Below are 21565 nucleotides of genomic sequence, written 5' to 3'. Positions count from 1 at the left end.
AAATCATGAACCCCTGGCATGACCCGGTCTGGTTTTTCCTGGCCGGGCACTTGCTGCATGCCGAATCGAGCCATTTGCGGCGGCACTTGCTGTACCTCTTCGCGCGGCACATCGAGATCCCGTTTCTGAAACTGGGGTATCGCGGCACGGTCGGCGACTGGCGCGGCCTGGCCCGCAATCCGGCGACGCGCCGCGCGCTGCAACACCTGGTGCTGCGCCCGATCAGCCGCCACATCGACACCGCCCATCCGATGATCACCGCCGATGTCCTCGGGCTGCTGGAGCGGCAAGACAGCGCCATCGCCATCGGCCCCTGCCGCTGCCGGACGGCCCACGGCCGCTGCGGGCACACCCTGGAAACCGACCTGGTGATCCGCACCGGCACCGAGGCTTTCAGCCGGGCGTTTCCGGATGAATACCGCGTGATCGACCGCCCGGAGGCCGAACGCCTGATCCGCTCCTTCGCCGCGCAGGGCCTCTTTCACATGGTGTTCGTGCATTGCCCGCACGGCGACGGGATGAACGAGTACGTCGTCTGCAACTGCTGCACCGACGGCTGTGTGCCGTTTCTGCTCAATCGTGTTTACGGCCAGGAAGGTTTTCCGCTGGTGCGCGGCGAGCACGTGGCCTATCTGCGCCCGGAAAACTGCCGCGGCTGCGGCGAGTGCCTGGCCGTCTGCCCCTGGGAGGCGCGCGCGCTCGTCGACGGCAAGGCGAGCGTCGATCGCGAACGCTGCTTCGGCTGCGGCCTTTGCGCGCGGCAATGCGCCAACGAGGCCGTCGAACTGCGCCGCGAACGGCCGCGCCCGCCGTTGCGCACCTACGGGAGCGCGCCGGCGTGAAGGCTCCGGTTTCCGCCAAAGCCGATCAACCCTTCGCCGCCGTGACCTTCGGCTACAACTCGTGCGATTTTCTTTGCCTGCTCGACGCCTACCCGGAGCCGGACGGCAAATCGCCGATGCGGGCTTTTTTACGGCAAGGGGGCGGGCAAGCGGCGACCGCGGCGGTGGCCCTGGCGCGCTTGGGTTTTCGGGTGCGTTATCTCGGCAAGTTCGGCGACACGCCCGAGGGCGATTTTGCGCGCGCCAGTTTGGAGTCGGAAGGGGTCGAGGTCGCGGCCTGCCGGCGGGCGCCCGGCACGCAAAATCAGGTGGCCGTGATCTGGGCCGATCCGCGGCGCGCCACGCGGGCGATCAGCTTTTTGCGCGAACCCGGCCTGCAAATCGAGCCGGGCGAGATCGCCGTCGACGCGGTCCGACAAGGCGGCGCGCTTTTGCTGGACGGGCATGATCCGGCCGCCTCATTGGAAATGGCACAAGCGGCGCGGGCGGCGGGTATCCCCGTGCTGATCGATATCGGCAAAAACCAACCGGGCATCCCCGAATTGCTCGATAGCGTCGATTACCTGCTGTGCGACTCGCATTTTCCCGCCGCCTATACCGGCGAGACCGACGAGGAAACGGCGCTGCGGCGCCTGCGCGATCGCCATCGGGCGCCGCTGGTCGCGATGACGCTGGGGGCGCGCGGCTCACTGGCCTTGATCGACGACGTGGTCGTGCGCACGCCGGCTTTTCCGGTGCGCGTCGTCGATACGACGGGGGCCGGCGACGCCTGGCACGGCGGCTTCGTCGCCGGGCTGTTGTGGAACCGGCCGGTCGAGGAAATCCTGCGCCTCTCGGCGGCCGTGGCGGCGCTGAACTGCCGCGCCCTGGGCGGCCGCAGCGCCTTGCCGACGCGCGCCGAACTGGAAAAATTCCTGGCGGAAAGCGAGTAGTTCATGCCGACGATCTGCTTTGCCACCTTGGGCTGCAAGGTCAATCAGGTCGATACGGCTTATCTGACCGACGCATTCGCCGCGGCTGGTTATGACCTCGTCGCGTGGCCGGGCCCCGCCGATGTCTGCATTGTCAACACCTGTAGTGTGACGGCCCGCGCCGACCGCCAGTCGCGGCAATTGGTGAAACGCGCCCGCCGTTCGAATCCGGCGTCGCTGGTCGTTGTCACCGGCTGCAGCCCGATGACCGCCGACCATCCAGAAACCGCCTTCGCCGAGGCGGATCTGGTGACCGGCAACCTGGAAAAAGACCGGCTGCTTTCGCTGCTCGCCGCCCTGCGGCTCGGCGACCGTCGACGCGTGGTGGACGATATCGCGCCGGCCGACCGCATTCAGGCGGGCGGGGCGTTCGAGCTGCAGCAACGGACGCGCGCGTTTCTCAAGGTGCAGGACGGCTGCCCGGGGCGATGCACCTATTGCATCGTGCCGCGAGTTCGCGGCCATTCGCGGAGCGTGGCGCCGGAAACCGCGCTTTACGCGGTGCGCGGTCTGGTCGTGCTGGGCCATCGGGAGGTCGTGCTTACCGGCATCCACCTGGGATGCTACGGCGAGGACGCGCCTGACGGACGGGGGCTGGCCGAACTTTGCCGCCGGATTCTGGCCGAAACCGATTTGCCGCGGCTGCGGATTTCGTCGCTCGAACCGAACGAGGTCACGCCGGAATTGATCGACCTGATGGCGACGAACGAACGGTTCTGCCGGCATCTGCACATCCCGTTGCAGAGCGGTTCCGAATCCGTTTTGCGACGGATGAACCGGCCTTACACGCTCGCCGCTTACGAGGCATTGATCCGGCGGCTGCGCGACAGCGTGCCGAACATCACCCTCGGCGCCGACCTGATCGTCGGCTTTCCCGGCGAGGATGACGCGGCTTTCGCCGAAACCCGGCAAACGTTGGAACGCCTGCGCCTGCCACACTGGCATATTTTCCCGTATTCGGACCGGCCCGGTACACCGGCCTCGGCCATGCCGGGAAAGGTGAGCCGCCAGGTAATCCACGATCGCGCCGCGCGAATCCGTGAAATCGTGGGTCCGCATCGCCGCGCGCATCTGGAGGCTCAAATCGGCTTGACCTTGGACGTATTGATCGAAACGAGCGGCGCCGATGAAAGCGAGGGTCTCAGCCGCAATTACCTGCCCGTACGGGCGGCGGCCCGGTTGGAGTCGGGTAACGAATGCCCGCTACGCATCGTTCGCGTGGTCGCGGATGATGAGCATCCGCATCTGCTGGGCGAATTGTCATCGTCAAAATAATGGGATACTCTTCTTTCGTTATCGATCGGCGATCCGTTTTCGGAGGACGTCATGCCGCGATCGAAAATTCTCTTCATTTCATTGTTCGCGTTGATTCTCGTTCCCGTTTTACTTCAGGCCGGTGATACCTGGCGCGTTCAAACCGTGCTGTACGGCTTGGATTTCAACGCCGTCACCGCCCGGCAGGCGGCGCGCGATGCGGCCGGCGACGTTCAAGCCTGCGCCTCCGGCGACCGCTTGTATTCCTTCGCGTTCGACGGCGGCCAGGTGATCGAGGAGCCGCCGCCGATCGACTGCGCCGACAACCGCGAAATGGCCTTGACCAGTGATGCCGCCGGCTTGATTCACGGAATTTTCATTTGTAGCGGGAACTTTGATCTGTTTTACGCGACTCATGATTCCCAGGGTTGGTCCGCGCCGGAAAAATTGCCGGTCGATCCGAATCGGCCGATCATCTATCTGCTGGATTGGCGGGCCGATGCCGAGGGCGTACCGACCTTGCTGCTCAGGCGGACCGATTGGGACAGCTCGCGCCTGACTGAAATGCGCCGAGTGTCGGGAGCCTGGTCGGTCGAGGAAATCGCTTCCTTCACGGGTAGCGGCGCCTCGCTGTTATTGAACCCGGGGGCGCGCCGGCAGGTCATTCGCCCCAAATCCGTCAGTATCCTGACCGCTCCCTGCCTGACTCGGTACACGCGCGAAAGCACCGGTTGGGCCGGTGAGGATTTCTGGTGTTCGCCGAATTCCACGGCCTACTCGCTGCAGTTATACGGATTGGTCCCCGACGATGAAGGCCGGCCGATCATGGCGATCGCCGAAAATTACGACTACGGCCAGACCACCGGACCGCTTCAAATCCTGGCCTACCGGCAAGGCGAATGGGCCGTTTCGCAAGCTTTTCCCGATGCCGAGTTCCGCCAAATGGGCGCCGGACCGGGCGGCGAACCGTTGTTGCTGGTCCGCGAAGGGGATGAATCGGTCCTCTATACGGGCGCGGACTGGACGCGGACCGTGCTCGCGACCGGCGGGGAATCGGTCGATGCCTTCACCGAAGGCGGCCCGTCCACCTGTTTCGTGAAAAATGCCGGCGAGGCATCCGACTGGCATGATCTGGCGGTCGAATTCCGGTGCGAGCCGGACGGCGAACCGGCGGCGATCGAGCGGCGCATTCTGCCCAATCTTTACGGTTTTGCGTCGGCGCCCGACGGCGTGCCGGTCATGGCGCGCATCCGCGATGAGAACGAATCCCCCTGGAACCTGCTGGTCGAGCGGATCGGCGAGGCGGGCCTGGAACCGCTCTACACCGCTCAAATCCCGGCGCAGATGTATTATCCGGAAAACTTCGCGATCACGTTTGCGACCGACGGCCGGTTCTGGTTTTCTTTTCCCCAGGAATACGAAATCGATATTTACGCCTGGCAAAACGATCACCTTGAATTGCAAACGTCGGATCTCCCCTGGTTTCTGTACCTCTGTGTTTTCACGCCTTCCCTGACGCGACTAGTCGCCGGGGAGAACGGTGCGGTTGCCGTTTCGGTCGAGCAGCATTGTGAAATCCCCCAGAATCCCCTATGGCCGTTGGGACCTTACGATGTCTACGAACTGTTGCATGTTCGCCTGCTGGACGGCGCCAAGGGAAAAGATACGGATTCGGTCCTGCGGATCGAACGCGGCGGCGGCAGCGACACCGAAAGTCAGTTGTCCCTGACCCATCTCGGCAATAATCGCTTCGGCTATATCGGCCATTGGTACGGCGGCGACGAATCGTCGTTCAATTGGGCCGGCACCGCTCGTCAGGTAATCGCTTTGCCACCGTTGATCCGAAACGCCGCGGGGCCGGTTGCCGCCGCGGCGCTGTCGAGCGGGAATTTCGCGGCCGTTGTCGCCGACTACGATGAATTGTATTTTCTGGAATTCAACGACCGTGAACTAGTCAGCGGTGATACGATCGGGCGGATTGCGATGGAAAACGTCGATTCCGTCGCCCTCTGGATTGCGCCCGATGATGCGCCGCAGGTCGCCGCCACCACGGACGGCGGCGCGTATCTGTTCAGCCGCGGCGACGGCGGCTGGTCGCGCCGCGGATTGCCGCGCGAATTGCGGGGCACGCGACTGACCGCGCTCCGGGAAGCCGACGGCGAACCGCACCTGCTCGCGGTGTCCGTCGGTGGGCAGATCGTTTTGCACGCCTATCCCGAGCATCAGCCCCTCGCGGCGGACGACGATGCGACCGGTCAGGACGCGGATGACGACGAATCGGACGACGACGACGATCAGTCGGCGGCTGACGACAAGGACGCGGCGGAAGATGACGGTGGCTGCGGTTGTTGAACGAAGATGAATAAAAACGGGCGGCTTACTCCGCCGTGCCCGGCAGCGGGTTGACGTAAAGATATTCCTCGATTTCCTCGCTGGTGTTGCCCGAGTCGTCGGTGACGGTGACGATGCATTTGCCCTGGTATTCGACGCGCGGCGCGATCACGAACAACAGCGATCCGGCGGTTTCGGTGCCGTCGACGACAACGTCCGTGACGGGAACCAGCAGCGTCTCGTCATCCTCGTTTTCGATTTTCAGGTTGACGGTCGGGTGGGCCATGTCGCCTTCCTGGTCTTCCCAGGTCACGATGAAAGTGGTGTCCTCGCCGGCGTCGACCGGATTGGGGGCCATTTCGAGGCTGAGCAGTTCCGGGGCGCGCAGGAAATCCTTTTCGTCGCCGGTCCCGGCGCAAGCCGCGAGGCCGAGCAGCAACACCACCGCGAGCAGCGAAAAAGCCATCCGATCCAACCGCATGGTCAACCTCCGTTGGGGTGGGCACACTCTAACGGATTCGGCTAAAATGACAAGACCGCGTTGACAGCGGCGTCGCTTGTTGGTACCGATTCAGCGGGAAAAACGAGGAGCCCAAGGTGGAAAAGCCGGAGTTCGAGGAACTGCTCAGGGCCATCGGCCACGAATTCAACGATCCCACGCTGTTGCAGCGGGCGATCACGCACTCGAGCTTCGCCAATGAAGCCGGGCACAGCGAGGATTACGAGCGCCTCGAATTCCTCGGCGACGCCGTGCTCGAACTGATCGTCTCGCACATGCTGCTCGACCGTTTCCCGGAACACAAGGAAGGCGAACTGTCCCGTTTGCGGGCCAGCGCCGTCAACCGTCATACGCTGGCGACCATCGCGCGGCGCCTCGGCATGGGCGAATTCGTGCAAATGAGCCGCGGCGAGGAAAAAACCGGCGGCCGCGAAAAGGAAACCATTCTCGCCGATGTTTTCGAGGCGGTGATCGGCGCGATCTACCTCGACGGCGGTCTGGGCGCGGCGGGTTCGTTCATCGAACGGTACTTCGATCTGTTGTTCGCCGGCGCCGACGAGCGGATCCTCTTTACCGATTACAAGACCCGGCTGCAGGAAGCCTCCCAGGCGCAACTGGCGGCCACGCCCACCTACCGCATTCTCGAGACCACCGGGCCGGACCACGACAAGCGGTTTGTCGTCGAGGTTTCCATCGGCCGCGCGCCCTACGGCACCGGAACCGGTAAAAGCAAGAAAGAAGCGGAACAGCAGGCGGCCAAGGTCGCGTACGAAAGGCTCGTCCCCGAGGGGATGGCGGAAAAGGACGCCGAAGAATGAAAAAGGCCGCGTTTACTCCCGGACCGAACTTCAAATCCGGTTATGCCCTGATTCTCGGGCGGCCCAACGTCGGCAAGAGCACGCTGCTCAACGCGCTGCTCGGCGAGGAACTGGCCATCGTTTCGCCCAAGCCGCAGACCACGCGCAATCGGATTCTCGGCATCCACACGACGACCGAATTCCAGATCATCTTTCTGGACACGCCGGGGATGGTCGACGCCGAGCGCGGCTTGAACGCCTTTCTCAACCGCGAGGTGCGCCGCGCCATGGGCGACGCCGACGTGGTGATCCTGGTGGTCGAGGCCGGCGAGCCGAAACAGGCGGAAATCGAATTGCTCGAACGCCTGCGCCAGATGGGCCGGCCGGTCATCCTGGCCATCAACAAGGTCGACAAGGTCCGTAAAATCGACCTGCTGCCGCTCATCGAGTCGTATCACGAGCGGTTCGGTTTCGCGGCCATCGTGCCGGTCAGCGCGTTGAAACGCGACGGGGTCGAACGCATTTTCGCCGAAGCGGTGAAGATGCTGCCGGAAGGGCCGCTGTATTACCCGCCCGACCAGCTCACCGACGCCAGCGAGCGGTTCCTGATCGGTGAAATGATCCGCGAACAGGTCTTTTTGAAAACCCGCCAGGAAATACCTTACAGCTCCGCCGTGCTCGTCGAGGAATACAACGACGAGGGCAAGCTGTTGCACATCGGCGCGAGCATCATCCTCGAACGCGACGGTCAGAAGGGCATCGTCATCGGCAAAGGCGGCGAGATGCTCAAAAGCATCGGCACCGCCGCCCGGGCCAAGATCGAATCGTTCCTCGGCAAGCAAATCTTTCTCGAACTGCGGGTCCGGGTGAAGAAAGACTGGACGCGTTCCGAAAGCGCCCTGCGCGAGATGGGATATTCCGGATGACTCAGCCGCTCGTCGCCATCGTCGGCCGGCCCAACGTCGGCAAATCCACGCTGTTCAACCGGCTGGCCGGCAAGGATCGCGCCCTGGTGCAGGCGATCCCCGGCGTCACCCGCGATTTGAATTACGCCGATATCCGGTTCGAAAAGAAGCGCTTCACCCTGGTCGACACCGGGGGCCTGAGCACGATCCACACCGACGAACTGACCGCCGAGGTCAACCAGCAGGTCGATCTGGCCATCGACTCGGCCGACGCGATCATTTTTCTGCTCGACGGTCGCGAAGGGCTGACGCCCGAGGACGAGGACATCACCAACCGCCTGCGCAAGGTCGCCAAGCCGGTTTATTGGGTGGTGAACAAGGTCGACAGCGGCCACCTGGAAGAACTGACCTACGATTTCTTTCGGCTGGGGGTGGAAAAACTGTACTCGATCAGCGCCCGCGAAAAGGTCGGCGTTCATGCGTTGTTCGTCGAAGTGACGCGCGATTTTCCGACCGAGGAACGCGCGGAGGAGGATCGCGAGGACGAGGCGCGGCCGACCCGCGTCGCCTTCGTCGGCGTGCCCAACGCCGGCAAATCGTCGGCGATCAACCGCATTCTCGGCGAAAAGCGCCTGATCGTCAGCGAGTTGCCGGGCACGACGCGCGACGCGATCCGCGTGCCGTTTCAGTTGGACGGGCAGGAGTACGAATTGATCGACACCGCCGGCTTGCGCCGCAAGTCGAAGGTCGAATATGGGGTCGAAAAACTGACGGCCATCAAAGCGCTGCAGGCGCTCGACGACACCGACATCGCCATCATCATGCACGAAGCCGACCGCCCGCTGACCGACCAGACGCTCCGCATTTTTTCCTATGCCGAGGAACGCGGGCGCGGCATCATTCTGGTGATCAATAAAATCGACCTGGTGCAAGGCGACAAGGGTTGGCGCGAACGGATCAAGAGCGACCTCGGCCGGCGCATGGTCGGCCTGGAATGGGTGCCGATTATCTTTTCGTCGGCGAAGACGGGCGAGGGGTTCGATGAGTTGTTTCGCGCCGTCTCGATCGTCCGCGAAAATCAGCTGCGCCGCCTGACGACCGGGCCGCTGAACCGTTGCCTGGAAATGGCGGTCGCGCATCACGCCGCGCCGATGACCCACAATCGCTCGGTCAATTTCTATTACATGACCCAGGTGAGCATCCGCCCACCGACGTTCATCGTCTTTACCAATCAACCGGGAAGCATCCATTTCGCGTATCGACGCTACCTCCTCAATCGGGTGCGCGAATTCGCTCCTTTCGAAGGGACGCCGATTCGGATGCTGTTCAGGAGCCGTCCGAAGAAGGGCAAGGCCGAGTAAGCTTCGGCGGACTGAACTCAAGCCAGCGAATTCCCATGGCCGGTTGAATTTCGGTGATCAGCGGTTCGCCGCGCTGTCTGGTAAGTTCGCTCAGCAAGGCGGTCCGCAATTCCAGGTAAAGCTCGCCGTTGAGATCGATCACAATGATTTTTCGAATGAGCGTTTGCTCCGGAAATAGACGGGCGATGCCATCGCCGACAAATTCGCCATTTTTCAACTGATTAAAATCATTTATAATATATATAGATGGAGCATTATAATTAAAGTAATGTCTAAAATCTTTTGCGTCCTGCGCGCTGTATAAAACGACGCGATCCTGCGCGGTCAGTGATGCAGTCAGCAAAGGCAAAACATCCCTCCATGGCGGTTTGCGGTACAGCGGATTTTCGTAATGATCGGCTAGGTTCAGCAGCGAATTTGCTACGATAAACACGAATAAAAGCGTTGCCCCGATTCGTGAACGCTTGCTCAATATGACTGTGCCGATCCCGGCGGTCGCCAACAAAAAGGGCAGATACATCGCAAGGTATTTGACTTGAAATATGGGCGCCAACCGAGCCAAAAATAAAGAGAAAAACAGTGGGAAGAAGAAGGCCGCCAGGAGTCGTTTATCGTGCCGGACGCCGAACAGTACCAGTATTGCCAACGGTAGGCTCAGTAGCAATCCGCAGGCCAGGTAGAGAAAGAAATGATCGATGAACAAATGCTCAAGTGTGCCGCACCACGTCGGCCAGCGCCATGGGAAATGTCCGGCATTCGTATATAAAACCGTCTCGGCGAGTTGTCGCCAGAGTGGTACGGACGGTCGATACGCGCGGGCGCTTTGCCATTGCCGTAAAATGAAAAACAGCCAAGGGGAAAAAATCAGCGATGATATCACGGCCGTGCGACGAGCCGGGTGATCGCCAAGGAGGAGAACCGGAATGATGAACAGGGCGAAGTAATGCGTGTAAAATGCGGCGATAAAAGCGAAAATCGCCAGCCACAGCCAACGGCGGCGAGGGGATTGCTTGAAGAGTTGACCGGCAAGCAAGCCCAACGAAAGGAAAAATCCGGCCAACGCCATCCCGCGCAGCTCTTGCGAAATCCAGATCGACAGCGGGTTGAGGGCTACCAACAACGCACCGAACCAGGCCACTTGCTCGCCAAATCGACGCGATAAGTACGTCTCGATCGCCCAAACCGTGCCGATACCCGCCAGCGCGGAAAGCAGGCGTAGCGAAGTCTCGCCGTAAAACCCAAGAAAAACCAGCCCGCGAACCAACAGATAGAACAACGGCGGATGCGGATCGGCCTGAAAATACGCAAAGAGGGTGCGCCACGACCAGTGCGCCACCTCCAGGGAAATCGCCTCGTCGGTCCAGTAACTCTGCCCGCCCAAATCGTAAAGGCGCAGAACAGCCGCGATTAATACAGCAATCGACAGGCGATTTTTCATGGTCGCCAGAATGCAACAGCCGAGGTTTTCCCGCAAGGAACAAATTGTCCTGGCTGTTTACTTTGCTTTAATCAGCGATTGATCTATCATTTCAATCACCATGGATGATATCTTTTTTCTGGCTGATCGCACCGTGGGGCAGCTTGCCAAGTGGCTGCGGCTGACGGGGTTTGACTGCGCCTACAACGACAGCCCGAAGCCGGCAGAAGTCCTCAAGCAGGCCCGTAATGAACACCGGCTCATTTTAACGAAAAACACCCGATTGGCGGCGTGTTGCGAACCGGATGAGTGCCTGTTCATCGAGGCGGACCGGTCTGTGGATCAGCTCAAGTATGTGCTGACGAAACTGAATTTATCTATTGATAATGAAAGGGTTTTTACAATTTGCAGCCTTTGCAATGAACGACTGCTCAATCGTGCCCGTGAAGAGGTCAGAGGCTTGGTTCCGCCCTATGTTTTTGCTCACCAGGAACAGTACCGGCAATGTCCGCGCTGCCAGCGGCTATACTGGGGCGGTACACATAAGGCCCGGATGATTGAACGGCTCGATGCAATATTTAGCTTGTCAAAGCAGGGCAAAGACGTTTAAAATTCCCTCGCTTACTTGGGGGGAAGGATCACGGTCCTTCCGAGGCCGCCGCGTTCAGCTTCTGGTTGGGCGCGGCGGTGGTTTCATTTCCATCCATTGATTGGCAAGAGGTTCCCGCCTATGGATCGGTATATTCTGGCGCCATACGCCGCCCGAAGCGAAACCAGCCGCGGCCGGCAATATCCAGAAACATTCAAGGACGATCGTCCGGCCTACGAACGCGACCGCGACCGCGTCATTCACTGCGCCGCGTTCCGCCGGCTCGAATACAAAACCCAGGTCTTCATCTATCACGAGGGCGACTACTACCGCACCCGCCTGACGCACTCCATCGAAGTCGCGCAAATCGCCCGCGGCATCGCCAAACGGTTGGGGCTCAATCTCGAATTGGTGGAAACGCTGGCCCTGGCGCACGACCTGGGCCACACGCCGTTCGGTCACGCGGGTGAAAGCCTGCTGGCCAGACTGATGCAGGATCACGGCGGCTTCGAGCACAACGTGCAGGGGTTGCGCGTCGTGACGCTGCTCGAGGACCGTTACCCCGACTTCCCCGGATTGAATCTGAGTTGGGAAACCCGCGAAGGCATCATCAAGCACGCGACCTTTTACGATCACCCCGACAACGAATCGCTGCGCGAGTACGAGCCGGATCGGGTGCCCACGCTGGAAGCCCAAGTCATCAACTGCGCCGACGGCATCGCCTATCACAACCACGACGTGGACGACGGGATCAAATCGGGCCTGATCGACGAAGGGGATCTCTGCGCCAAGGTCGCGATCTGGCGCGAATCGAAAGAGCGGGTGCTGCGGCGTTACCCGGGCCTCGCCGGCAAGAAACTAACCTTGATGGTCATCAGCCAATTGATCGGCAGCCTCGTCGATGACGCGGTGGAAAACACCAAGAAGAACCTGACGCAGCACGAAATCCGCGGCCAGGCCGAACTTCGCGAGGTGAACAAAATCCTCATCGGCTGGTCGCCGGAAATCGAGGAAAAGCGGCTGCAACTCAACAAGTACCTCTACGAAAACATGTACAAGCACCACCGCCTGGAGGTGATGTTCTTCAAGGCGTCCTACTTTTTGGAAAACCTGTTCAAGGCCTACCTCGAGCATCCGGCGATCATGCCGGAGCAGTACCGCGCCATGGTCGAGCGGCAGGGGTTGGAACGGACGATCTGCGATTACATCGCCGGCATGACCGATCGATACGCGATTCAGGAATACGAGCGGTTGTTCGGACCCTATCGGGAATGATCAGATCTTGGGAGTGATCGCCTCGGAGATCGCCTTCAGCTTCTTGGTGATCGCGGTGATCGAGGCGGTGTAGTACATCTGCGAATCGGCCAGCTTTTGCAGTTCCTCGTCCTGGTTGACGGTGTTGCCGTCGACGCGGATGCTGCCCTTATCGACTTCTTCTTTTACCTCGGTTGGAAATTCCGAGTCGCTGGTGCCGATGTGCCGGACGTTGGTGCGCTCGAGGTTCAATTCGCCCGAAACCATTCCCCGCGCGTCTTCCAGCGCCCGCGCGAAATCGACGTCCATCGACTTGTAGCCCGGCGTATCGACGTTGGCCAGGTTGCCGGCAATGACTTCGGTGCGAAACTGTTGAACATCCATGCTGCGTTTCAGAAACGACAGCGTCGGATCACCAAAGAGAAATTTGTCAAACCCCATGGAAATACCCCTCCGCTTTGACAACTAGCAAAACGGATGCCAGGAGAAAGGGGAGAATCCGGGAATCGAATCGGCCGACGGAATCGGCATGGATCCGGGTTGGTAAAAGCTGGGGCATGGTCACAAAAAATATATATTTATCAATGGCTTACACTGGATTTCTCGAACAGGTCGCGAAAAATGCCACGGCTCGAATTGAGGTAAATAGATCTAAGACCGCGCCGAATAAAGTGAAAACTTCCCGGTAAAATTGAAATGCCGAGTGGTAATTTTGACCGGGTGACGCCAAATCCCCGACAGTTACGCGATTGCCTGACGGCGATTTCGGCTGAATTTTGACGGTTGTGGAAACGCAATAGTGGAACGGATGAAGTATGTTCGGACAACTGGTTGATTAATAAAAGGTTATCAACGCCACGCCAGGTACAGATAGGCAATCAGAAAGACCACGAAAAACAGCAGAAACGCCGCCATTCCGCCCAGGCCGATGTTGATCCGGCGTTCATCGGCAGCTTTTTCCACTTCGCGCTTGGAGATCGCGGCGCTTTGCGCGTTCAGGTTTTCCTGCATCGCCATGACGCTTCGACGCATCTCCCGCCACTTGTTTGGATCCACCGTCGCCTGACCGCAAACGGTACACTGCATTTCTTCGTCAGGGGTCATCCGCCGGCAAACGGGACAGACGCGCGCCATGCAACTTGCTCCTTTTGTTCGCCGGAAGTTTAGGAGAATGCGCGGCGTCCGACAAGAGCTTTTCATGGACGAAACGCCGGGTTTTTGCTAGAAAAAGAAAACGCACTTCCGCACGGGGCGCAATAATGAGCTGGATCGGCGACGAAATCCGCTACGACTGCCTATACTATCGCGGGGAAAAACCGTGCGTTTTTAACGTGCCGTGCGTCTATTGTGCGCACTACCATCCGATGGGCCTGCGCGTGTTGATCATCAAGCTCGGCGCCATGGGCGACGTGCTGCGCACCACCAGCCTGCTGCCGAGTTTGCGGCAATTCGCCGAAAAACGCGAAAAAAACCTGTTCACGACCTGGATCGTCGATCCGCCGAGCCGACCGTTGCTCGAACACAACCCGTACATTCATCGGCTTTGGACGGTCGACCTGGAAACCGTGATTCGCCTTCAAACCGAACGCTTCGACTTGGCGCTTTGCCTCGACAAGGAACCGCGCGCCATCGGCCTGATGGCTTCGTGCCAAGCCGCCGACAAGCGCGGTTTCAAGATGGGCGTCGAAGGCAATCTGCATCCGGCCAATCCGGAAGCGGAAGAAATGCTCTGGATGGGTCTGAGCGATCTGTACAAATTCCGGCGCAATACGAAGAGCTACCAACAACTGATTCACGAGGCGGTCGATCTGCGCTCGGCCGGCGAATTGTACGTTTTAAAGTTTACCGACGAGGAAATCGCGGCGGCGCGCGAGCATCTGGCCCGGCTGGGGGCGTTGAAACGGCCGTTGATCGGCCTCAACACCGGCGCGGGCAACGTCTTTCCGGGCAAACGGTGGTCGGCCGACAAATTCGCCGAACTCGGCCGGCGGCTGCGCGACGCCACGAGCGGCACGATCGCGCTGCTGGGCGGGCCGGAGGAAATCGAGCGCAATGCCCGGCTGCGGGTCGAATTAGGCCCGCGGGCGGTCGACCTGGGCGTCGACAATTCGCTGCGGCATTTCGCGGCCATGGTGGCGCAATTCGATCTGCTCGTCACCGGCGACACGATGGCGTTGCACGTCGCCCTGGCGTCGGGGGTCGACACGGTGGCGCTGTTCGGGCCCACGCCTTGGCGTGAGGTGGACCTGGGCGGCCGGGGTGAATTGTTGTACCGCGAGCCGTTCGGCCCGGGAATCATGTCGCAGGTCGACGAGGAATCGAGTTCGATCCAGGAAATCACCGTGGACGAAGTCGAGGCGGCGTGTCGCCGCCGTCTGGCGGGTTGAATGAAACGCACGATCGTCACGTTGCCGACCTACAACGAAGCGGAAAACATCGGCCCGCTGATCAAGGATCTGCGGGCGCTGGGGCTGGAAGTGCTGGTCGCCGACGACAACAGCCCGGACGGCACGTGGCGGATCGTCGAGGAATGTGCCGCGCGCGACCCCGGAGTTCATCTGTTGCGCCGGATGGAACGCAAAGGAAGGGGTTACGCGGGGGCCGAGGCCTTTGTCCGCGCCCTCGAACTGGGTGCCGAGTACATCGTGGAAATGGACGCCGACTATTCGCATCAGCCGCGCTTCGCCACCGCCTTGGTGAACAGCCTTGAGAATGGCGCCGATTTGGCAATCGGCAGCCGGCTGGTGCCCGGCGGCGGTGATGTCGGCCGGTCGTGGTATCGGCGCTGGCTGACCGGTTTTTCCGCATTGTACGCCCGGGCCGTGCTGCAGCTGCCGATTCGCGACGCCAACAGCGGCTTTCGCGCCTACACCCGCCAGGCATTGGAACGTCTGGCGCCCGCGACGCTGATTTCCGCCGGGCCGAGCATCGTGCATGAAATTTACGGCCGGGCCGCCCGGCTGAATCTGCGCCAGATTGAAATCCCCATCGACTTCTTGGAGCGCCGTTACGGCAAGAGCCAATTGACGATCGGCCGCCTGCTGAACGGCTTTCTGATGGTCTGGCGGGTCCGGCGCCTGTTGGCCGAATGGCCCGCAAAGGATGCACGCCCATGAAATGCCGGCTGACTTTTTGGCTGCTCGCCGTTCTGCTCGGGACGATGTTTTTTTCCAATGCTTGCGCCGATCCGAACCAATACGTTTTCGCGGTGGTCGGCGACATTCAGCCGCCCGGCGACGGCCCGTACAAACAGGTGACCAAGGACATCATCGCGCAGATCGCCGCGAGCCCGGCCAAGTTCGTGGTTTTCGCCGGCGATCTGGTCTCGGGTACGAATCCCCAGCGCTGGGCTGAGTTCGACGAGCTGACCAAGCCGCTGCACGACGCCGGCAAGACGATGTACGCCATCCTCGGCAACAACGACGTCGAATCGGCGGCGATGATCGCCGGGTTCACCGAGCGTTTCGGGGCGCGTTACCAGGTCGTCCAGCAGCCGGGGGTTTCCCTGATCCTGCTCGACAGCGAAGCCAAGACCGACGGCTATCGCGATTGGGATCTGGGCGACGAACAGACGGCCTGGCTGCAAACCCGGCCCTGGACCGAAAACGTCGAAATCGGCAAACGGCCGCTGCTCTTTTTCTTCACTCACCGGCCGCCGTACCGCTCCGAGATCATGAAAATGGATCCGGGCAACAAATACGGCCAGGATAAATCGGAGTTGGCCCAGATGCTGATCCAATTCGGCGCGGACGCGGTTTTCAGCGGCCACGAGCACTTGTTCGAAAAACGCGAAACGGACACCTGCACGTTCTACATCACGGGCGGCGGCGGCGGGAATTTGCTGCCGGTGGGCTATTATCACTACCTGCTGGTCACGGTCTCGCCGGGCAAGCCGAGTTTCAAGGTCAAGGACATCAAGGTGAAGAGCGACGAGCCGCGCCGCAATCCCTTTCAGCGCTGACCGGGCGAATCCTCATCCACGGGATCGCGACTGGTGAAAACGGTTTCCAGGCCGGCATCGCCGGTTTTCGTCGTGAAGGTGTAACCGGATTGGTTGCACGGGCCGAAGAGGAACGTCACCGCCGGATCGTCGGTCAGGCTCTGATCCCACGTCAGCAACGCGGCCAGCGAATCGGTATACGTCGCCGGTTCGCGATTCTGGAAATACAGCTCCTCCGCCAATTTTGCCTGGTAGCCGACGGTAGGCGGCGGCGTGGCCGCCGACTTTTCCGCGTATTTGATCAATGCCGGAATGGAGATCGCCAGGACGATCCCGACGACGATGACGAGAATCGGCGCGATCCAGCCGATGACGATTGCCGCGGTCGCCAAACCGCCGCCCGTATAGCGGTCCGGATTTTCCCGGATCAGCCGTCGCGATTGATAGCCCAGCACGATCCCGGCGATATTCAGCAACATGCAGGTGAACGTGCCGGTGATGCTCAGGATCAGCGCGGCGATCGTCTGGCCGGGAATCGTCGGCTCTTCCTTGACGGACGGCGGGGCGACGGTGGCCATGGTCTGAGCGGCCGGCACCGGGATGGCCCGCGGCGGCGTCGCGTCTGCCGGCGCGGCGTCGAGACGCGGCGGTTTGACGATCTCGCCGGCGGTTCGCCAGACGTTGGCGTCGTGGTCGTAAACGGCGGTCGATTCCTTGATTTCTCCTATCTGCAACCGTTTGACCAGGGTTGGGATGTCCGGAACCGTTTCGTCCAACTCGCCGATGCGGATGGTGTACATTTCCGTCGCTCCGGTAATAACTGAAGATAACTGTTTCCCCCTTCTTATTGATAGCAAATCGGCGTCGTCCGGGCAAGCGGCCGGAATCGGTCGCAAGAAAGGCCGGCCGCGCGTCGATCTGCCTTGAACGATCACCGCCGGCCCTCTACAATGCACTACTTCGCATCGACAGCCTGGAGGAAACAATGCTCGCCTACGACAAACTGGCCGACCTGGCCAAGGCGCCTTATCGCCGCACCGACGACCGCCGCCTGGTCGCGGTTTTCCCCATGTGGTTCCCCTACGAAATTCTGCTGGCCGGCGGTTTGCGCGCCAGCGAATGGTGGGGCTTTCCCATCGACACCACGTTGGCCGACGCGCATTTTCCACCTTACGTCTGCACGCTGGTGAAAGCGAATTTCGAAATCATGCTCGGCGACGGCCACCGGCCCGACGGCATGGTTTTCCCCAGCTCGACCTGCGACACGATTCAAAACAGCGCCGGGCTGTTCCGCCGCCTGTTTCCGCAAGCGTTTTCGGCTTATTTCCGCATGTCGCAAAACCCCGACAGCCAGGCGGCCCCCGAGTTTCTGGCCGGTGAAATCGAACGCCTCATCGGTGAAGTGAGCCGTTTCGCGGGCCGGCCGATCGTCGCCGACGATCTGCGGGCCGCGATCGTCACGGTCAACCGTTTCCGCCGGGCGGCGCGGCAATTGCTGGCGAAAATGGCGGCCGGAAAAATTTCGGTTCCCGCCGCGAAGGTCTATACCGCGATCAAAGGGGCCTTGGCGGACATCTCCGACGAATCGACCCGGTTGCTCGAAGAGTTCGCCGCGACGATCTCGGTCGGGGAATCCGCGGGGCCCAAGTTGATGCTGGTCGGCATGCTGGCCGATCCGCTCGAGGCGCTGACCGTGATGGAAAACGCCGGCGCGCGGATCGCCGGCGACGACCTGGGTCTGGGCTGGCGCACCTTGTCCACCGACGCGGCCGAAACCGGCGACCCGGTCGCCGCGCTGGTGCAACGCCTGTTGAACGCGCCGCCTTGCAGCAGCCTGCATTTCGCGACCAAACGCCGCGCCGACGCCGTCGTCGCCCGCGCCCGGGAGCTCAAAGCCGATGCCGTGGTCTTCACCCGGGTCAAATTCTGCGATCCGGAAGCCTTCGACTACCCGAACCTCAAAAAGGCGCTCGACGACGCCGGCCTGCCCAGCCTGCTGGTCGAACGCGAATTGACCGCCGGCGCGGAAGGCGCGATCGCCACCCGTGTCGAAGCCTTCATCGAGCAGATCGCCTAGGAGGTCCGTCATGAGCACGAAAAAAATCCAGACCGCCGGCCAGATCAAAGAAATGATGATGATGTACTACCTGACCGCGAAAAACGCGGCTTTCAACAATCAAACCATCGGTTGGATCACTTCCGGCGGCCCGGTGGAATTGTTGCTGACCTTCGACATTATTCCGATCTACCCCGAAAATCACGGTGCGATGGTCGGCGCCTCCAAGATGGGCGGCGGGCTGGCCGAAGTCGCCGAGGGCATGGGCTACAGCCCGGATTTGTGCGCCTATTTTCGGATCGACGTCGGCCAAGCGGCGACCGGCGGCGGCCCGATCGCCGGCTTGCCCAAGCCGAATTTCCTGATTTGCGCCAACAACATCTGCAAGACGGTCACCAAGTGGTACGAAATCCAGGCGGCGCGGTACGACGTGCCGCTGTTCATGGTCGACATGCCGTTCATCGAGGGCGAGATCACCGATCACGAGGTCAAATACGTCGCCCAACAGTTGCGCGAGCTGGTGCCCAGGCTGGAGGAAATCACCGGCCGGGCCTTCGACGAGCAGAAATTCATTCAAGTGCTCGAGCGCTCGCGCGACGGCATCCGCCTGTGGATGGAGTGCCTCGATTATTGCGGCGCCGTGCCGGCGCCCCTGAGCAGTTTCGACACCTTCTTCCTGATGGGGCCGATCGTCACGCTGCGCGGCGATCAGCGCACGGTCGACCTTTACAAGTCGCTGCTGGTGGAAATGCGCGAACGGGTGGAGCAGGGCATTTCGGCGGTCGAAAACGAAAAGCACCGCCTGCTCTTCGACAACATCCCGATGTGGTACGCGACCAAGTACATGTTCAACAAGCTGGCCGAGCGCAACGCGGCGGTCGTCACCGCGACCTATACGGCCAGTTGGTCCATGGAACGCGACATGACCCAGGGCGACGCGTTCGAGGCGATGGCCTACAACTACCTGGCGCCGTATATCAACCGCGGCTTCGAAACGCGGCTGTCGATGCTGGAAGGGCTGATCCGCAAGTTCAAATGCGACGGTTTCGTCATGCATTCGGCGCGGTCCTGCAAGGCGTACAGCCTGGGGCAATACGACCTGCGCGACGCGCTGACCGAGCGGCTGAGCGTGCCGGGCGTGGTGATCGAAGGCGACATCGCCGACGAACGCATGTGGTCGGAAGGCCAGATCGGCACGCGTCTCGAGGCGTTCCTGGAAGCGTTGAACGGCGGCCGATAATTTTTTTTCGACGCCGGCCCGGCGAACCGGCGTTTACTCTGCATCGCCGGGAGCATCGACGATGGACTGGTCCGCGCTGCTTGGCACCGTCGAAACGATTGTCCGCCGCGCCGGACAATTGGCGCTGGATCTGCAACCGCACCTCGAAATTTCCCGCAAGCCGGACGGCTCGGTCGTCACCCAGGCCGATCGCGCGGTCGAGCAATTGCTGGCCGACGAGCTGACCCCGCTCGTGCCCGGCAGCCTGTTTCTCGGCGAGGAAAGGCCGATGCCGGAAATGATCGGCGACGCGCCGGTCTGGATCGTCGATCCGATCGACGGCACCGATTCCTATCGGCAGGGCTTGGCTTATTTTGGCGTCAGCGTGGGCCTGGCCGTGGGTAAGCAACTGAAGCTCGGCGTTTTTTACAACCCGCGGCTGGACGAGTTGTTCGGCGCCGCGCGCGGCCACGGCGCGTTTCTGAACGGCGCGCCGATTCACGTCATGCGCGACCGCCGGTTGGAAACCGAATGCTTCATCTGCGGTCCCAGCGATTTTCATCGCTCGTTCCGTTTTTTCCTGCCGGTCAAGGTGCGCTCGCTCGGCAGCACCGCCGCGCATTTCGCCCTGGTGGCCGACGGCCGCGCCTGCTTCTGTTTTTGTCGCCCCTGGATTTGGGACGTCGCCGCCGGTTGCCTGTTGGTCGAGGAGGCCGGAGGCGAGATCCGCCACCTGGACGGCACGCCGTTCCGGATCGGAGCGTTTTTCGACGGCCGGCGCATTTCGCCGCCGCTGATGGGCGGTCCGCCGGAGATCCTCGATCAGATCAACGGGTTGATCCGATGGACAAACAAAGAGTAATCGGTTTGATTCTCGCCCTGGCGCTTTGCCTGCTCGGGGCGTTGCCGGCGGCCGGCGAGGGGCCGGAACCGGCGCGGCGGGCGCGCGAAGCCCTGACCAAACTGGGCGGGTTCGATGCCACTTACGACGCGCAGTCGGCCAGCGGCCGTTCGTACACGATTCACGTCCGTTTTCAGCCGCCCGACAAGATGCGGGTGGATGTCGAGCCGCTCGGTATTCTCACGTTGTTCGATGGCAACCGGTATCTTTATTACGACGACGAACAGAAACGCGCCATCAGCTTTTCGATCGATGCCGTGCAAAAGGAATTGCTCGATCAGGAACGCCGCCTGAACGCCATTTCCTGGGCCGGTTTGCCCGTTCCGTCCGCGACGGACGAGCCGATTTACCCCAGCTTCGTGCTCGGCCTCAGCCCCGACAACCTGGACATCGCGGTGGAAATGGCCCCGCAGCCCAATCAGCATAGCTGGATCCGCGAAATGACGATCGCCGATCCGATCGCGGTCAAGGGCAATCAGGCCGAGTTCCCGACCCGCGCCTCGCGCGGCCGGGTGCGCCTGACGGTCGATCTGCAAACCGGGCTGCTCGCCAAGGCGGAAATCGGCGACCCGGACGATGTCGTCGGCACGATTCGGCTCAAGGAGTTGAAAAAGGGCGCGCCCGACGGCAAAGCTTTCGTCTACGTCCTGCCGTCGACGCTGGAGGTCCGCGATCAGAAAAGCGATCCGTCGTTGTTGCAGCAATTGTTGGTTTCCGCGTTTCGCAGTCACCTGGATCGCCTGCTCGATGCCGCCAAAGCGAAATGGCCGACGCTGACCGCCGCGCAAAAGAAGGAGTTGGACCAGGCCGTGTACGCGGCGTTCGGACACATTTTCACCCTCGGCCAGGCGTCGGCGAAGCAGGGGGTTCAGCAGTCGTTGCGCGGCAGTCAGTTCAATAAAATGATTCAAGACGCCTTGCGCAATGACGAGGCGAAACAGAAGTTCACCGCCGACCATCCCGAATTGTCCGACGAGGCGCTCGCCGCCGCCTGGCGCAAGCAGGTTCAGGCCGAATCCGCGCAGGCGGTTTTGTTGGAAGTGGTGCGGGCGATCGACGATCAGTTCGTCGCGCCGCTTCGCCAACAGGCGTTGGATGCGACCGCCGGCATGGCCGAGGGGCCGCGCAAGGAACTCTTGCAGTCCAGCACCGAACCGGTGTTTCGGGCCTATCTGGAGATGATCCGGCCGATCGTCGAGGAAACGGTCGGCGATCTCCTCAAGTGAAAA

General features: G+C 61.4%; 21 protein-coding genes. 16 read left to right on the top strand and 5 right to left on the bottom strand.

Translation table 11 applies throughout. From position 1 onward, the window contains the following. Positions 1 to 5: 5 nt before the first annotated feature. The 4 genes from GX444_09215 to GX444_09200 are packed head-to-tail and all read left to right on the top strand — an operon-like array spanning position 6 to position 5419. The gene (locus GX444_09215) at positions 6 to 842 is read left to right on the top strand and encodes a 4Fe-4S binding protein (protein ID NLH48771.1); all 837 of its coding nucleotides are present in this window, start codon (positions 6 to 8) and stop codon (positions 840 to 842) included. Then, positions 839 to 1774: a ribokinase gene (locus GX444_09210; protein ID NLH48770.1), complete on the top strand. Its 936-nt coding sequence runs from the start codon at positions 839 to 841 to the stop codon at positions 1772 to 1774. Before GX444_09215 ends, GX444_09210 begins: the two co-directional genes overlap by 4 nt. Before the next feature lie 3 nt (positions 1775 to 1777). Beyond that, positions 1778 to 3088, top strand: a complete 1311-nt coding sequence (mtaB, locus tag GX444_09205) for a tRNA (N(6)-L-threonylcarbamoyladenosine(37)-C(2))-methylthiotransferase MtaB (GenBank protein ID NLH48769.1) — start codon at positions 1778 to 1780, stop codon at positions 3086 to 3088. Between the two features lie 51 nt (positions 3089 to 3139). Then, a complete protein-coding gene (locus GX444_09200) occupies positions 3140 to 5419 on the top strand; it encodes a hypothetical protein (protein NLH48768.1) in 2280 nt (759 codons plus the stop codon). A gap of 25 nt (positions 5420 to 5444) precedes the next feature. Here the strand turns inward: GX444_09200 and GX444_09195 are convergent, their stop codons facing one another. Then, entirely contained in the window at positions 5445 to 5879 is a 435-nt protein-coding gene (locus GX444_09195) for a hypothetical protein (protein ID NLH48767.1), read from the bottom strand. A gap of 116 nt (positions 5880 to 5995) precedes the next feature. Between GX444_09195 and rnc the strand changes: the two genes are divergently transcribed. The 3 genes from rnc to GX444_09180 are packed head-to-tail and all read left to right on the top strand — an operon-like array spanning position 5996 to position 8960. Next, positions 5996 to 6715 (top strand): ribonuclease III, encoded by a 720-nt coding sequence (gene rnc, locus GX444_09190; GenBank protein NLH48766.1) that lies wholly within the window; start codon positions 5996 to 5998, stop codon positions 6713 to 6715. Further along, on the top strand, positions 6712 to 7620 hold the full coding sequence (locus GX444_09185) for a GTPase Era (protein NLH48765.1): 909 nt from the start codon (positions 6712 to 6714) through the stop codon (positions 7618 to 7620). The genes rnc and GX444_09185 overlap by 4 nt, the downstream gene beginning before the upstream one ends. Continuing rightward, positions 7617 to 8960: a ribosome biogenesis GTPase Der gene (locus GX444_09180; GenBank protein NLH48764.1), complete on the top strand. Its 1344-nt coding sequence runs from the start codon at positions 7617 to 7619 to the stop codon at positions 8958 to 8960. Before GX444_09185 ends, GX444_09180 begins: the two co-directional genes overlap by 4 nt. Here GX444_09180 and GX444_09175 read toward each other — a convergent pair. Further along, entirely contained in the window at positions 8926 to 10434 is a 1509-nt protein-coding gene (locus GX444_09175) for a hypothetical protein (GenBank protein NLH48763.1), read from the bottom strand. The two genes, GX444_09180 and GX444_09175, sit on opposite strands and share 35 nt — an antisense overlap. Positions 10435 to 10498: 64 nt before the next feature. Here GX444_09175 and GX444_09170 point away from each other — a divergent pair, with 64 nt between their 5' ends. Together GX444_09170 and GX444_09165 are read left to right on the top strand one after the other, a co-directional pair. Further along, complete coding sequence (locus GX444_09170; GenBank protein NLH48762.1) at positions 10499 to 10987, top strand: hypothetical protein; 489 nt, start codon at positions 10499 to 10501, stop codon at positions 10985 to 10987. Positions 10988 to 11107: 120 nt separating this feature from the next. Further along, positions 11108 to 12241, top strand: coding sequence for a deoxyguanosinetriphosphate triphosphohydrolase (locus GX444_09165; protein ID NLH48761.1), 1134 nt, complete (start codon positions 11108 to 11110; stop codon positions 12239 to 12241). On the opposite strand, the gene flgB is transcribed toward GX444_09165, so the two are convergent. Continuing rightward, positions 12242 to 12661 (bottom strand): flagellar basal body rod protein FlgB, encoded by a 420-nt coding sequence (gene flgB, locus GX444_09160; protein ID NLH48760.1) that lies wholly within the window; start codon positions 12659 to 12661, stop codon positions 12242 to 12244. 408 nt (positions 12662 to 13069) lie between these two features. Beyond that, positions 13070 to 13354, bottom strand: coding sequence for a hypothetical protein (locus GX444_09155; GenBank protein ID NLH48759.1), 285 nt, complete (start codon positions 13352 to 13354; stop codon positions 13070 to 13072). Between the two features lie 125 nt (positions 13355 to 13479). Here GX444_09155 and GX444_09150 point away from each other — a divergent pair, with 125 nt between their 5' ends. Genes GX444_09150 through GX444_09140 form a run of 3 tightly spaced genes read left to right on the top strand, consistent with a single transcriptional unit; the run spans position 13480 to position 16181 of the window. Further along, the gene (locus GX444_09150; GenBank protein ID NLH48758.1) at positions 13480 to 14607 is read left to right on the top strand and encodes a glycosyltransferase family 9 protein; all 1128 of its coding nucleotides are present in this window, start codon (positions 13480 to 13482) and stop codon (positions 14605 to 14607) included. Further along, a complete protein-coding gene (locus GX444_09145; protein NLH48757.1) occupies positions 14608 to 15336 on the top strand; it encodes a polyprenol monophosphomannose synthase in 729 nt (242 codons plus the stop codon). Further along, the gene (locus GX444_09140; GenBank protein NLH48756.1) at positions 15333 to 16181 is read left to right on the top strand and encodes a hypothetical protein; all 849 of its coding nucleotides are present in this window, start codon (positions 15333 to 15335) and stop codon (positions 16179 to 16181) included. The genes GX444_09145 and GX444_09140 overlap by 4 nt, the downstream gene beginning before the upstream one ends. Here the strand turns inward: GX444_09140 and GX444_09135 are convergent. Next, positions 16172 to 16960 (bottom strand): DUF4190 domain-containing protein, encoded by a 789-nt coding sequence (locus GX444_09135; GenBank protein NLH48755.1) that lies wholly within the window; start codon positions 16958 to 16960, stop codon positions 16172 to 16174. The genes GX444_09140 and GX444_09135 overlap by 10 nt on opposite strands. A 185-nt stretch (positions 16961 to 17145) precedes the next feature. Here GX444_09135 and GX444_09130 point away from each other — a divergent pair, with 185 nt between their 5' ends. The 4 genes from GX444_09130 to GX444_09115 all read left to right on the top strand — a co-directional run bounded on the left by GX444_09130 (position 17146) and on the right by GX444_09115 (position 21562). Continuing rightward, positions 17146 to 18237: a 2-hydroxyacyl-CoA dehydratase gene (locus GX444_09130; protein NLH48754.1), complete on the top strand. Its 1092-nt coding sequence runs from the start codon at positions 17146 to 17148 to the stop codon at positions 18235 to 18237. Positions 18238 to 18247: 10 nt separating this feature from the next. Further along, positions 18248 to 19456 carry a 2-hydroxyacyl-CoA dehydratase gene (locus tag GX444_09125; GenBank protein ID NLH48753.1) on the top strand — a complete coding sequence of 403 codons (1209 nt, stop codon included), beginning with the start codon at positions 18248 to 18250 and terminating at the stop codon, positions 19454 to 19456. A 61-nt stretch (positions 19457 to 19517) separates the two neighbouring features. Continuing rightward, positions 19518 to 20297, top strand: a complete 780-nt coding sequence (locus GX444_09120; GenBank protein ID NLH48752.1) for a hypothetical protein — start codon at positions 19518 to 19520, stop codon at positions 20295 to 20297. Next, entirely contained in the window at positions 20279 to 21562 is a 1284-nt protein-coding gene (locus tag GX444_09115) for a hypothetical protein (GenBank protein ID NLH48751.1), read from the top strand. Before GX444_09120 ends, GX444_09115 begins: the two co-directional genes overlap by 19 nt. The last annotated feature ends 3 nt before the right edge of the window (positions 21563 to 21565 follow it).

This window comes from Myxococcales bacterium, from assembly GCA_012517325.1.
Taxonomy (GTDB): Bacteria; Lernaellota; Lernaellaia; order Lernaellales; family Lernaellaceae; genus JAAYVF01.
This window is presented reverse-complemented; position numbering and strand designations above follow the sequence as displayed.